Raw genomic sequence first — 12,715 nt, 5'->3', positions numbered from 1 at the left:
CACGGCATATTCGGCGCCGCGATAGATCTCCGTATGGCCCTTCTGGCGTCCATATCCCTTCACCTCGGTGACGGTCAGGCCGTGGACCCCGATCCCCGTGAGGGCATCGCGGACCTCCTCCAGTTTGAATGGCTTGATGATCGCCATTACGATCTTCATGTCGTCATCCCCGAATTGGCTCCGTTGGGACGAGGTCCTGCGGAAGCGTGTGTGTCTGCGAGCGGGCCACGATCCCGAAGGCCGAAGTCCGAACCGGGATCATAGAATCAAGTCGCGTGCCACAGTCGGAACGCGGCGAATTTCGAAGCATTGGCAAAGGGTTGAGAATGGGACCGGAGGCCCTCGTCTGGCTGGAGAGGGGGCAATGCCGCCTTTTTGGGCAGCCTCCGGGGGGCGCCCATCTTCAGCCGTCTTTGGACCGGACTCTTGCCTGCAAATGAGGCAGTTTTCTCAGATACGCTTCTTCCGCAGCAGCCCTTCCTGGGCCACGGAGGCCACCAGCACGCCCTGTCGCGTGTAGATCGAGCCGCGGGTAAACCCGCGGGCGTTCTGCCCCGACGGTGAATCATGCGCATAAAGCAGCCAGTCGTCGGCCCGGAACGGCCGGTGGAACCACATGGCGTGGTCGAGGCTCGCCGCCTGCACCGACTGGTCGAAGAACGAGCGTCCATGCGGCACGTTGGCCGCGTCGAGCAGCGTCATGTCCGAGGCATAGGCGAGCACGCAGCGGTGGACGACGGGGTCGTCGGGCAAGGGCGCGGTGGTGCGGATCCAGACGTGGAACTTGCCCTCCGGCTGGCTCTCCCCGGTATAGCGGCCGAACTCGACCGGGCGGATCTCGATGGGCCGTTCGCGGGCGAAATAGGCCTTCATGGCCTCGGGCATATGGGCATGGAAGAGCTGGCGCACGTCGGCCTCCGACTTCAGCGCCTCCGGCGCCGGCACATCCGGCATGGCGAACTGGTGCTCCTCGCCCTCCTCCTCGACATGGAACGAGGCCGACAGCGAGAAGATCGCCGCGCCGTGCTGAATCGCCTTCACCCGCCGGGTGGAGAAGCTGCGGCCGTCGCGTACCCGTTCGACCTCGTAGATGATCGGCGCCTTGGGATCGCCTGGCAGGACGAAATAGCCGTGCAGCGAGTGCGGCCGGCGGTCCTCCACCGTGCGGCAGGCGGCGACCAGCGCCTGGCCTATCACCTGGCCGCCGAACACACGCTGCCAGCCGTCCTGCGGGCTCTTGCCGCGGAACAGGTTCACCTCGAGGCGTTCGAGGTCGAGGATTCCAAGGAGATTGGCGACGGCAGACATGGGCGCTCGCGGAACGGACGGGGTCTGCCGCCAGAAATCACTGTCGCACCCTTCGGGTCAACAGCCGCGGCTCAGCGCGCCGCCGCGCTGCGCTTGGTCGCCAGCGAGGCGGCAATCACCAGCACCGTCACCGTCGCGATCATCAGGGTGGAGATGGCGTTGATCTCCGGCGTCACCCCCAGCCGCACCTGGCTGTAGATGCGCATCGGCAGCGTCGTCGATCCCGGCCCCGTCGTGAAGGAGGCGATGACGAGATCGTCCAGCGACAGAGTGAAGGCGAGGAGAAAGCCCGCTACCACGGCGGGGGCGATGATCGGCAGGGTGACGCGGGTGAAGACATGGGCGGGCGCGGCGCCGAGATCGGCCGCCGCCTCCTCCAGCGACCGGTCGAAGGTGACGAGCCGCGACTGCACCACCACCGCGACGAAGCCGCAGGTGAAGGTCGCGTGCGCCACGGTCACCGTCCAGAAGCCGCGGTCGATGCCGAGCGACACAAAGAGCAGCAGCAGCGACAGGCCGGTGATCACCTCCGGCATGACGATCGGCGCATAGACGAGGCCGGAGAACAGCGTCCGGCCGCGGAAGCGGACGTAGCGGGTGAGCGCCAGCGCCGCGAGGGTCCCCACCAGGGTGGCGAAGGCGGCTGACGCAGCGGCGACCTGCACCGTCATCCAGGCGGCGTCCATCAGCTGGCGGTTCTGCCAGATCGCGGCATACCAGCGTGTCGAGAACCCGCCCCAGACGGTGACGAGCTGGCTGGCATTGAAGGAGAAGATCACCAGGATGACGATCGGCAGGTACAGGAAGGCGAAGCCGAGCGTCAGGGCGGTCGCATCGAGGAAGCGGGAGCGCTGAGAGGTCATCGTCCCGCCTCCATCTGCCGCGCCTGCTGGCGCTGGTAGACCATGATCGGCCCGACGAGGATGAACAGCAGCAGCACCGCCACCGCCGAGGCCACCGGCCAGTCGCGGTTGGAGAAGAACTCCGTCCACAGCGTCTTGCCGATCATCAGCGTATCGGAGCCGCCGAGGAGATCGGGGATCACCACCTCGCCGGTGATCGGGATGAAGCAGAGGAACGACCCCGCGACGATGCCGGGCAGCGACAGCGGCACGGTGATGCGCCAGAACGCCTTCCAGGGCGGGCAGCCCAGATCGTTGGCCGCTTCCAGCAGCGTCCGGTCCATGCGCTCCAGCGTCGCGTAGAGCGGCAGCACCATGAAGGGCAGATAGGAATAGACGACGCCGATCAGCACCGCCGTCTCGCTATTGGCGATCTGGAGCGGCGTGCCGATGATCCCGATGCCGAGGAGCAGTTCGTTCAGCAGGCCCTCCGGCTTGAGGATGCCGATCCAGGCATAGACGCGGATCAGGAAGCTCGTCCAGAACGGCAGGATCACCGCCATGACCAGGATCGGCCGCCAGCGCTCCGGCGCGCGCGCCATGGCATGGGCCATCGGGTAGCCGATGACGAGAAGGATCGCGGTGCCGATCGCGGCGATGCGCAGCGAGGAGAGGAAGGCGTCGACATAGAGTCGGTCGCCGGCGATCAGCGCGTAGTTGTCGAGGGAGAGCTCGCGCGCCTTGGCGAGCCAGCCGGCCGGCCCGTCGGCAAGGCCGAAGGTCGGCACATAGGGCGGGATGGCGGTCGCCACCTGCGACAGCGACATCTTCGCCACGATGGCGAAGGGCACAAGGAAGAACAGCACCAGCCACAGATAGGGCACGAGGATGATGGTGCGGCGGGTGGCGCGCTCACTCATGGCTCACCGCACCAGCAACAACAGCGCGTCCGGGGCCACCGCCAGCTTCACCGCCTCGCCTGTCCCGATCGGCCGCTCGACGCTGCGCGCGGCATTCGCCACCGCCGCCTTCAGCCGGAGGCCGGTGACGTCCACGTGATAGGTCGTGCGTCCTCCGAGATAGCCGATGTCGTGGACCGTCCCGGAAATGACCGCACGGCCATTGGAGATCGCCTCGCCTGCCCGCACGATGCGCGTCTTCTCCGGCCGCCAGGCCACAGCCACCGCCTGGCCGACCGCAACGCTGTCCGCGGCATCGGCGACGGTCAGATCGCCGACCGCCGTCGCCACCGTGACGCGGCGGCCATCGCAGCCCGAGACCGTCCCCTCCACCAGGTTGATCTCGCCGATGAAGCCGGCGACATGGCGCGTCGCCGGCGCCTCGTAGATGACGGCTGGCGTTCCCACCTGGGCGATCCGGCCCTTGTCCATCACGGCGATGCGCGTCGCCATGGTCATGGCCTCGTCCTGGTCGTGGGTGACGATGATGAAGGTGAGGCCGAGCCGCTCCTGCAGCGCCATCAACTCGAACTGCGTTTCCTCGCGCAGCTTGCGGTCGAGGGCGCCGAGCGGCTCGTCCAGGAGCAGCAGCTTCGGCCGTTTCACCAGGGCGCGGGCGAGCGCCACCCGCTGCCGCTGGCCGCCGGAGAGCTGGTGCGGCCGACGCCCGGCGAGGCCCTCGAGCTTCACCATGCGCAGCGCCTCGGCGACGCGGGCGCCGACCTCGTCGCGCGGCCGACCGTCCATCTCCAGCCCGAAGGCGATGTTCTTCTCCACGCTCATATGCGGGAAGAGCGCATAGGACTGGAACATCATGTTGACGGGCCTGACATGCGGCGGCATGCCGGCGAGGTCCTGTCCGGCCAGCAGCACGCGGCCGGCACTCGGCGTCTCGAACCCGGCGAGCATCCGCATCAGGGTGGACTTGCCGCAGCCCGAAGGCCCCAGCAGCGCGAAGAACTCGCGCTCGTAGACGGCGAGGGTCAGGTCGGAAACGGCGGTCTCGGCGCCGAAGCGCTTCGTCACGCCGTCGAAGAGCACGAGCGGCTGGGCGGCCGGCTCATCCCAGGGCGCGAAGGTGCCGCGGGAAGGACGTTCGGGAGGCTCCACGGCGCTAGCGGCCGGTCTTCGCCCGCGTCCAGGCGCGGGTGATGACGCGCTGCAGACGCGCATCGGGACTGGTCACGGTGAAGAGCCGCGCCATGACCTCGTCCGGCGGGTAGACCGATGGATTGTCGCGCACGGCGGGCGTGACCAGCGGCCGCGCTGCGAGATTGCCGCTGGCATAGGAGACGAAGCTCGCCACCTTGGCGATGACCTCGGGCTGGTTCAGATAGTTGATGAAGGCGTGGGCGAGATCGGCGTTCGGCGCGTCGGCGGGGATCGCCATCTGGTCGAACCACATCTGGGCGCCTTCCCTCGGGATGACGTACTGGATGTCGACGCCGTTGCCGGCTTCCTTCGCCCGTTTCTGCGCCTGGAAGATGTCGCCGGAATAGCCGACGGCGAGGCAGATGTCGCCATTGGCCAGCGCCGAGACATACTCGGACGAGTGGAACTTTGTGACGAGCGTGCGCAGCTTCTGCACATGGGCGGCCGCAGCCTCCCAGTCCTCGGCGCGCTTGGAATTCGGGTCGCGGCCGAGATAGCGCATGACCGAGGGCAGGAAATCCTCGGCCGTGTCGAGGAAGTGGATGCCGCAATCCCGGAACTTCGCCAGCGTGTCGAAATCGAAGGCCAGCTTCCAGGAATCGAGCGGCGCGTCGGCCATCCGCTCGCGGACCTTGGCGACGTTGTAGCCGATGCCGGTGGTGCCCCAGAGATAGGTCACCGAATAGGCGTTGCCGGGATCATAGGCGGCGACCCGGCGCTGGATCTCCGGCCACAGATGGACCCGGTTCGGGATCTTCGACATGTCCAGCCGCTGGTGGACGTTCGCCGCGATCTGCCGGGAGAGGAAGGGCGCCGAGGGCACCACGATGTCGTAGCCGGTGCGCCCGGCGAGAAGCCGCGTCTCCAGCACCTCGTTGGAATCATAGGTGTCGTAGGTGACCCTGGCGTTGAAGGCGCGCTCGAAGTCGCGCAGCACCTGCTCGTCGATATAGTTCGACCAGTTGAAGATCCGCAGCTCCCTGGGCGCCTGCGCGGCAGCGGCCGCGGCGAGACCGAGTGTCGCGACGCCGGCGACGGCGAGTTTCGCGAGGAAGCGCAGGACCATGATGCCATCCTTGAACCAGTGGGAAAGGGATGCCGCAATCTAGGCAAAGCGGCCCGTTTAGCAACAGCCCAGCCGCTCGCTGAAGTGGCGGCAGATTGTCGTCTCGAGCTCCGGCAGCACCGTCCGGAACGGCTCGCCCGCCGCCATGCCGGCGCGGAGCCGGCTTCGCACCTCTTGATGGACGGCTTCGGCGTCGATCCCCGTCAGCTTGCCGTCCCGCATGATGGTGCGGCCGGCGACGATCGTCTCACGGACATGGCGGGCGGTGGCGCGGGCGAACAGCAGTTCGACGGGGTCGACGGCCATCAGCGCGTCGGCGTCGAGCGCCGCGCGGTCGACCACGACGAGGTCGGCGGGCGCGCCCGAGACGAGGTGGCCGGTGACCGGCGAATTCAGGGTCCGGTGACCGGTGGCGAGCACAGCGCCGAGCACGTCGTCCGGGCTCAGGGCGCGGTCGAAGCCCCAGCCGGCATGGAGCGACCAGATCAGCCGCATCTCGCGCAGGAGGTCGTCGTCCTCGTCGAAGGCCTGGCCGTCGATGCCGATGGCGAGTTTCACGCCGGCCTTCAGCATGGCCGCGACCGGCGCGAGGCCCGAGCGCAGCGCCAGGTTCGAGGAGGTGTTGACCGAGACCGTGACACCGGCCTCCGCCAGGAGCTCCAGTTCGTCGGGCCGCGCCCAGACGCAATGCGCCAGGGTGAGGCGCGGCGACAGCAGGCCGATTTCCTTGAGATAGGTGACGATGCCCTGCGGAAAGGTGCGATCGGCATAGTCGCGCTGGTAGCGCGTCTCCAGCAGGTGCATGTGCACCCGCCGGCCCGTCGTCGCCGAGGCCTCGGCGATGGCCGCGAGAAGCTCCGGCGTCGCCCATTGCACACCCTGCGGGCCATACTGCACGTCGACCATCGGCCCGCCGATGGCCTCGGCTACCGCATCGACCCGTTCGAGCTGAGCCGTCACCGACAGCGGCGCCGCCGCCAGGAAGCGTTTCTCCACCTCCGCCCGCGCCGCTGCCGAGAGCTGGTCGAGGACCGGCGCGCTGTCGCCATAGACCAGCGGGTTCTGGTTGCGTATGGCAATGGCGAAGGCAATGCGCAGCCCGGCATCGGCGGCGGCCCGCGCCACCTCGCGGACCTCGTCGACGTAAGGGGTCAGGCCCTGCACGCCGGTGTAATGGACCATGGTCGCCCCCTGTCCGCCGGCGACCGCGCGAGCGAAGGGTGCGGCGGCGGCGAGATAGGGGTCGAGCGGCGCGAAGAGCCTCAGGCGGTGCAGCCAGACCTCCAGAGGCCGGCCGAAGCCGCCGATGGAGGAGGTGCGGATGGTGCGGCCGTGGTCGTGGGCATTGGCGAGGGCCGGCATGACCACGAGGTCGTCATGGGGCGCCCCCGCCGGCAGTGCCTCGATCGCCGCGATCCTGTCGCCGTCGAGCGTCAGGCGGGCGGGACCGCGGGTACCGTCGCGGTCGACCAGGGCGGAACAGGTGATGATGCGCATGAGGGTCTCCGCGGGCGGAAGGGCCGGCACTGCCACAGGGCGTGAGGCCCTTCAGGTCACCGCCAGATCCTTGCGGTGGGCCCAGCCGGTGACGCGGCTCTCGGCGATGGAGAACAACGCATAGAGCCCGACGCCGAGGCCGGCGAGGATGAAGAGGCCGGCAAAGACCAGCGGCACGTTGAAGGTGGAGGAGGCGACCATCATCATATTGCCGATGCCGCGGTTGGAGGCCACCGTCTCGGCCACCACCGAGCCGACGAAGGCGAGCGTCACCGCCACCTTCAGCGAGGCGAAGAAATAGGGCATGGAGCGCGGCAGCGAGACGTTCCACAGAATGTCCCACTTCGACGCCTTCAGCGTCTTCATGACATCCTCGAGTTCCGGCTCAACCGTGGCGATGCCGGTGGCGACGTTCACGACGATCGGAAAGATCGAGATGATCGCCGCGGTGAGAATGGCCGGCACGGTGCCGGCGCCGAACCACAGGACGAAGATCGGCACCACCGCCACCTTGGGGATCGACGAGATGCCGACGAGGAGGGGATAGGCGGTGTCATAGGCGAGGCGCGAGGAGCCGATCCCGACGCCGAACAGGATGCCGATGACGACGCCGATGGCGAAGCCCACCAGCGTCGTGAACAGCGTCTGCGCCGCATGGGGCTGGATCGCCGGCCAATATTCGATCAGCGACGCGATGATCTGGGTCGGGCGCGGCAGCACGATGTCGGAAATGCCGCCGACGAGACAGGCGAGCTCCCAGAAGACGAAGACGCCGATGATCAGCGCGATGGAGGCGGACTTGCGCCGCACCAGATCCATGATGCCGTCCATGTCAGTGCCCTCCCGCCTGGACGATGCCGGTGCCGCCGCGGGCCTCGACGATAAGGCGGCGCAGCTGCTGGTTCAGCGCCACGAAATCCGGCTCGTAGGTCATGTCGATGGTACGGGGCCGGGCGAAGCTCACGGGTGAATCGTCGAGAATGCGACCGGGCCTGGCGCTCATCACGCAGATGCGGTTGCCGAGGAAGGCCGCCTCGCGCAGGTCGTGGGTGACGAGGAGCACCGTGGTCTTCTTCGCCATCCACAGCTCCTGCATGATCTGCCAGAGCTCCTCGCGGGTGAACTGGTCGAGGGCGCCGAAGGGCTCGTCGAGGAGCAGCAGATCGGGCTCGTGGACGAGGGCGCGGCAGAGGTTCGCCCGCTGCATCATGCCGCCGGAGAGCTGCCAGGGAAACTTGTCGCCGAAGCCGGCGAGGCCGACCTGCGCCAGCAGCGCCTCGGCCCGGTCGCGGAACTCGCCCCTGCGTTTGGCCCGGAACTGCGACCGGAATGGCGGCACGATCTTCAGCGGCAGCATGACGTTGTCGCGGATGGTGAGCCAGGGCAGCAGGGTCGAGTTCTGGTAGGCCATCCCGATGCGGATCGGCGTCGCGCCGAGTTCGCGCCCGCCGACGAAGACATGGCCGGTAGAAGGCTTCAGCAGGTCGCCGACCAGCTTCAAAAGGGTGGACTTGCCGCAGCCTGAGGGGCCGACGAGCGCGACGAAATCCCCCTCGTGGATGGAAAGGCTCGTCTCAGCCAGCGCCTGGACCTGCCTGTCGCCCTTGCCGAAACGCACCGAGACCTTCTCGAACTCGATGAAGGGCCGGGTATGCGACACCAGCGGCGACATGCCTGATTTGTGGGCAGCCGCGTCGTCGTCATGGACGGGAGCGACGGCGGCGAGGGCGAGGGACATGGCAAATCCTGGCTGGGCGACGCAGCGGCGCTGAATGTCGCTTCGTCGTGGCAAGACGGATGCCAAGCGACGATGCCAGGCGACGGACGGGAGCCGATCATGAGACCGCCCATCAGACCGCCCGGCGGGACTTGGCGGTTCCCTCCGACGGCCGCGTTGCGCCTTCCTGCCGGCTCGGGCAGGGTTCGCCGGCCTGCCTTCGATCGGAGACTTCCATGGATCTCGACGCCATCGCCGCCCGCATCGGCCGCCTGCTCGTCGAACGGAAGGAGACCGTGGCGGTATCTGAATCCTCCGCCGGCGGGCTCATCTCCGCGGCCCTGCTCTCGGTCCCCGGCGCCTCGGCCTATTATCTCGGCGGCGCCGTGGTCTACACGCCGAAGGCGCGCGACGCCCTGCTCGGCATCTCGACCCGCCAGATGGTGGAATCCGGCATCCGCTCGGCCTCGGAGCCCTGGGCGGCGCTGATGGCCAAGACCATCCGCGAGAGCCACGGCGCCACCTGGGGTCTGTCGGAGACCGGCGCCACGGGCCCGACCGGCAACCGCTACGGTGATCCCGCCGGCCATGCCTGCCTCGGCCTCGACGGACCGGTGCTGAAAGCCGTGACGCTGCACACCGGATCGGCCGACCGCGGCGCCAACATGCGCGCCTTCGCTGCCGCGGCGCTCGGGCTGTTCGAGGATGTGCTGGAAGGCCGGGGTTGAGGGACGGTAACAGGCCGGACATGCCCCACCCTCACCCACCCCTCGCTGGCGCGAGGAGAGGGGGACTACCGCGTCGCGCCTTCTATCACCGGTCGAGCCTGGCTCGACGGCCCCGGACGGTTCGGGTCGTCATAGTCCCCTCCCCTCGCCAGAGGGGAGGGTGCGGGTGGGGCATTCCTTCAATGAAACCCAAAAAACACGAAGGGCGGGCCCATGGCCCGCCCTTCGCATGCAATTCGCTCCGCTCAGTCGCGAACGAGGATGTTCCGGAACTGCCAGGGGTCGGAGGTGTCGATGTCCTCCGGGAAGAAGCCCGGGCGGCCATCGAGCGGCGTCCAGTCGGTATAGGTGCCGATGACCGGCCCGAGATAGGGCCTCTGCACCTCGAGGCAGCGGCGGAAATCCATGTCGTCGGCTTCGACGATGCCGGCTTCCGGGTTCTCCAGCGCCCAGACCATGCCCGCGAGCACGGCCGAGGTCACCTGCATCCCGGTGGCGTTCTGATAGGGAGCAATGCGCCGCGTCTCCTCGATGGAGAGCTGCGAGCCGTACCAGTAGGCGTTGCCGGCATGGCCGTAGAGCAGCACGCCGAGCTCGTCGATACCGTCCTCGATCTCGTTCTCGTCGAGGATGTGCCAGCTATCCTGCCGCTTGCCGGCGGCGCCGAACATCTCGTGCAGCGACAGCACCGCGTCATTCGCCGGATGATAGGCGTAGTGGCAGGTCGGCCGGTAGGTGACCTTGCCGGCCGCATCGCGCACCGTCAGGTAGTCGGCGATGGAAATGGCCTCGTTATGGGTGACGAGGAAGCCGTACTGGGCACCCGGCGTCGGGCACCAGGACCGGACGCGGGTATTGGCACCGGGCTGCAGCAGATAGATGGCGGCGCCGCAGCCGGTCTCGTGCGTGCCGGCATTGGCCGGCATCCAGGTCTCGTGCGTGCCCCAGCCGAGTTCGGCCGGCTGCAGGCCTTCCGACACGAAGCCCTCGACCGACCAGGTGTTGACGAAGACATTGGCCGGCTTCGGCTTCTTTGAGCGCTGGGTGTCGCGTTCGGCGATGTGGATGCCCTTGACGCCGACCTTCGCCGCCAGCGCCGCCCATTCCGCCTTGGTCTTCGGCTCGGTGAAGGCGATGCCCTGGTCGGTGGCGATGTTCAAAAGGGCCTGCTTGACGAACCAGGACACCATGCCGGGATTGGCGCCGCAGCAGGAGACCGCGGTGATGCCGCCGGGATTGCGGTCCCGGGCGGCCAGGACGCGCTCGCGCAGCGCATAGTTGGAGCGCTCGGCAGGACCCATGCTCTCGTCGAAATAGAAGCCGGCCCAGGGCTCGGCGACCGTGTCGATGTAGAAGCTTCCGAGCTCGCGGCACAGTTCCATGATGTCGACGGAGGAGGTGTCGACCGACAGGTTGACGCAGAAGCCCTTGCCGCCGCCGGCGGTGAGCAGCGGCGTCAGCAGCTCCTTGTAGTTCTCCCGCGTCACATGCGCCTGCAAGAAGCGGATGCCGCGCTCGTCCAAGAGCTTGCGGTCGGTGTCGACCGGATCGATGACCGTCAGGCGCGCCTGATCATATTTGAAATGCCTCTCGATCAGCGGCAGCGTGCCGCGGCCGATGGATCCGAAGCCGATCATGACGATCGGTCCGGTGATTTCATGATGGACGGGCCATGAGCTCATGCGAGGTCTCCGATCTTGCATGGAAACTGAAAACGGGTCCGCGGCGGCTAAGCCGGGACCCGGATGTGATAGCGGCGCGTTCTTGGACACGACGCGACCCTTCCGTCAACACCCTCTTCGCGTGACGTGATGATGACGGCAGGCCCGGCCCCGCTCAGCGTGACCGGCCCTTGGACTGGACGCCCTCCCGGCGGGCGGCAAGATCGTTAGGCGCGAGGGCGCTGTTGTGGCGCCGCGACCACTCCGCCTCCAGTGCCATCGCCTCGCCGAAAGGCAGGTCGTAACCCTCGTTCATCAGCCGCTTGTAGTCGGCGAGAAAGCCGGCATCGACCTCGGCGATCTCGCCCGCCAGCGCCAGCACCTCCGCCATCAGGTCGCCCGGCGGCACGGTGCGGCTGACGAGGCCCCAGGCGCTGGCCTCCGGCGCCGTCACGAAGCGGCCGGAGAAAGCCATTTCCTTCGCCCTGGAAGGGCCGATGATGCGGGCGAGCTTCTGGCTCAAGCCCCAGCCGGGAATGACGCCGACGCGCTGGTGCGTGTCGGCGAAGCGCGCCGTCTCGGCGGCGATGAGGATGTCGCAGGCGAGAGCCAGTTCGAACCCGCCGGTGATGGCGACGCCGTTGACCGCGGCGATCACCGGCTTCGGGCACTGCTCGATGGCGCGGATCGGGTTCGGCCTCTCGCCGCCGCCCTCCACCATGCCGAGGAGGCCGGACGAGGCGCCGAGCTCCTTCAGGTCGAGGCCGGCGGAGAAGGCGTGCTCGCCGGCACCCGTCAGCACCAGGACCCGCGCCGTTTCGTCGCGTCCGAGGGCGGCGACGGCGGCCGTCAGCGAGCGGATCAGCGACTGCGACAGGGCGTTCATCGCCTGCGGGCGGTTGAGGACGAGCACCGCCACCGGGCCGTGGCGTTCGATGAGGAGTTCGGTCACGGCGGTCCTCCGGTGGATCCGGCGGAGTGTGCGGCGGTGCGGCCGGCGGCGCATCCCGGCGATTCGGCGGAGGTCGCGCCGGCTCTACCGCGCCAGCGCCTTCTCGACCTCGGGCCGGATGATCCCTGCCAGGACCTGCGCGGTGATCGGCCCGACATGCTTGAACAGGATCGTACCGTCGCGGCCGACGACGAAGGTTTCGGGAACGCCGTAGACGCCCCAGTCGATCACCGCACGCCCGGCCGGATCGACGCCGATGAGCGCATAGGGATTGCCGTTGCGGCCGAGGAAGCGGCGCGCATTGTCCGGCTGGTCCTTCTGATTGATCCCGGCGATGCGAATACGCGTGTCCTTCGCCAGTTCCATCAGGAAGGGATGCTCCTCGTGGCAGGGGATGCACCAGGAGGCGAAGACGTTGACCACCGTGACATGGCCGGCGAGGTCGGCGGTGCGGAAGCCCGGGCGGTCGATGCCGGCGAGGGGCGCGAGTTCGAACTGCGGTGCCGGCCGGCCGATCAGGGCGGAGGGCAGCCGCTGCGGATCACCGCGCAGACCGACGACGAAGACTGCGACCAAAGCGGCAAAGAGCACCAGCGGCAGGTAGGCGAACCAGGAGCGGCGCTTCGGCGCCGAGGCTGCCGTCTCGGTCACGACGACACGCCCCCACTGCGGGCCGAGCGCCGGGTGACGCCGCGGGCCTCGAGCGCGGCGAGCCGCGTCTTCTGGGTCCGGTGGTCGACGACGATCCAGACGATGAGCGCACCCAGCGTCACCACGGTGACCGCATAGGACGCGAAGATGAAGCCGGTATGGGGATCGGAACCGAACATGAT

The 12,715-nt window shown here is 68.2% G+C and carries 14 protein-coding genes; 1 reads left to right on the top strand and 13 read right to left on the bottom strand.

Annotated features, from left to right (window positions below):
* The 9 genes from Q8O26_RS00515 to Q8O26_RS00475 form a co-directional block, all read right to left on the bottom strand.
* On the bottom strand, positions 1-159 hold a 159-nt coding region (locus tag Q8O26_RS00515), incomplete at its 3' end, for a P-II family nitrogen regulator (protein WP_305572416.1).
* A gap of 291 nt (positions 160-450) precedes the next feature.
* Entirely contained in the window at positions 451-1,308 is an 858-nt protein-coding gene (gene tesB, locus Q8O26_RS00510) for an acyl-CoA thioesterase II (RefSeq protein WP_305572411.1), read from the bottom strand.
* 71 nt (positions 1,309-1,379) lie between these two features.
* Positions 1,380-2,171, bottom strand: coding sequence for an ABC transporter permease (locus tag Q8O26_RS00505; protein ID WP_305572409.1), 792 nt, complete (start codon positions 2,169-2,171; stop codon positions 1,380-1,382).
* Positions 2,168-3,070 carry an ABC transporter permease subunit gene (locus Q8O26_RS00500; RefSeq protein WP_305572407.1) on the bottom strand — a complete coding sequence of 301 codons (903 nt, stop codon included), beginning with the start codon at positions 3,068-3,070 and terminating at the stop codon, positions 2,168-2,170. The genes Q8O26_RS00505 and Q8O26_RS00500 overlap by 4 nt, the downstream gene beginning before the upstream one ends.
* A gap of 3 nt (positions 3,071-3,073) precedes the next feature.
* Positions 3,074-4,219 (bottom strand): ABC transporter ATP-binding protein, encoded by a 1,146-nt coding sequence (locus Q8O26_RS00495; protein WP_305572406.1) that lies wholly within the window; start codon positions 4,217-4,219, stop codon positions 3,074-3,076.
* Positions 4,220-4,223: 4 nt separating this feature from the next.
* Positions 4,224-5,327 (bottom strand): polyamine ABC transporter substrate-binding protein, encoded by a 1,104-nt coding sequence (locus Q8O26_RS00490; protein WP_305572404.1) that lies wholly within the window; start codon positions 5,325-5,327, stop codon positions 4,224-4,226.
* Positions 5,328-5,384: 57 nt separating this feature from the next.
* Positions 5,385-6,824: an amidohydrolase family protein gene (locus Q8O26_RS00485; protein ID WP_305572402.1), complete on the bottom strand. Its 1,440-nt coding sequence runs from the start codon at positions 6,822-6,824 to the stop codon at positions 5,385-5,387.
* 51 nt (positions 6,825-6,875) lie between these two features.
* Positions 6,876-7,655: an ABC transporter permease gene (locus Q8O26_RS00480; RefSeq protein ID WP_305572400.1), complete on the bottom strand. Its 780-nt coding sequence runs from the start codon at positions 7,653-7,655 to the stop codon at positions 6,876-6,878.
* Between the two features lies 1 nt (position 7,656).
* Positions 7,657-8,496, bottom strand: a complete 840-nt coding sequence (locus Q8O26_RS00475) for an ABC transporter ATP-binding protein (RefSeq protein ID WP_305572414.1) — start codon at positions 8,494-8,496, stop codon at positions 7,657-7,659.
* Positions 8,497-8,777: 281 nt separating this feature from the next.
* Between Q8O26_RS00475 and Q8O26_RS00470 the strand changes: the two genes are divergently transcribed.
* On the top strand, positions 8,778-9,269 hold the full coding sequence (locus Q8O26_RS00470; protein ID WP_305572398.1) for a CinA family protein: 492 nt from the start codon (positions 8,778-8,780) through the stop codon (positions 9,267-9,269).
* A 245-nt stretch (positions 9,270-9,514) separates the two neighbouring features.
* Here the strand turns inward: Q8O26_RS00470 and Q8O26_RS00465 are convergent, their stop codons facing one another.
* From Q8O26_RS00465 to ccmD, 4 genes are all read right to left on the bottom strand, one after another.
* Positions 9,515-10,951, bottom strand: a complete 1,437-nt coding sequence (locus tag Q8O26_RS00465; protein ID WP_305572396.1) for a homospermidine synthase — start codon at positions 10,949-10,951, stop codon at positions 9,515-9,517.
* Positions 10,952-11,105: 154 nt separating this feature from the next.
* A complete protein-coding gene (locus tag Q8O26_RS00460) occupies positions 11,106-11,882 on the bottom strand; it encodes an enoyl-CoA hydratase (RefSeq protein ID WP_305572394.1) in 777 nt (258 codons plus the stop codon).
* Positions 11,883-11,966: 84 nt separating this feature from the next.
* Positions 11,967-12,533 carry a DsbE family thiol:disulfide interchange protein gene (locus Q8O26_RS00455; protein ID WP_305572392.1) on the bottom strand — a complete coding sequence of 189 codons (567 nt, stop codon included), beginning with the start codon at positions 12,531-12,533 and terminating at the stop codon, positions 11,967-11,969.
* A complete protein-coding gene (gene ccmD / locus Q8O26_RS00450) occupies positions 12,530-12,712 on the bottom strand; it encodes a heme exporter protein CcmD (protein ID WP_305572390.1) in 183 nt (60 codons plus the stop codon). Before ccmD ends, Q8O26_RS00455 begins: the two co-directional genes overlap by 4 nt.
* Positions 12,713-12,715: the final 3 nt, after the last annotated feature.

Source organism: Phreatobacter sp. (assembly GCF_030691135.1).
Lineage (GTDB): Bacteria > Pseudomonadota > Alphaproteobacteria > Rhizobiales > Phreatobacteraceae > Phreatobacter.
This window is presented reverse-complemented; position numbering and strand designations above follow the sequence as displayed.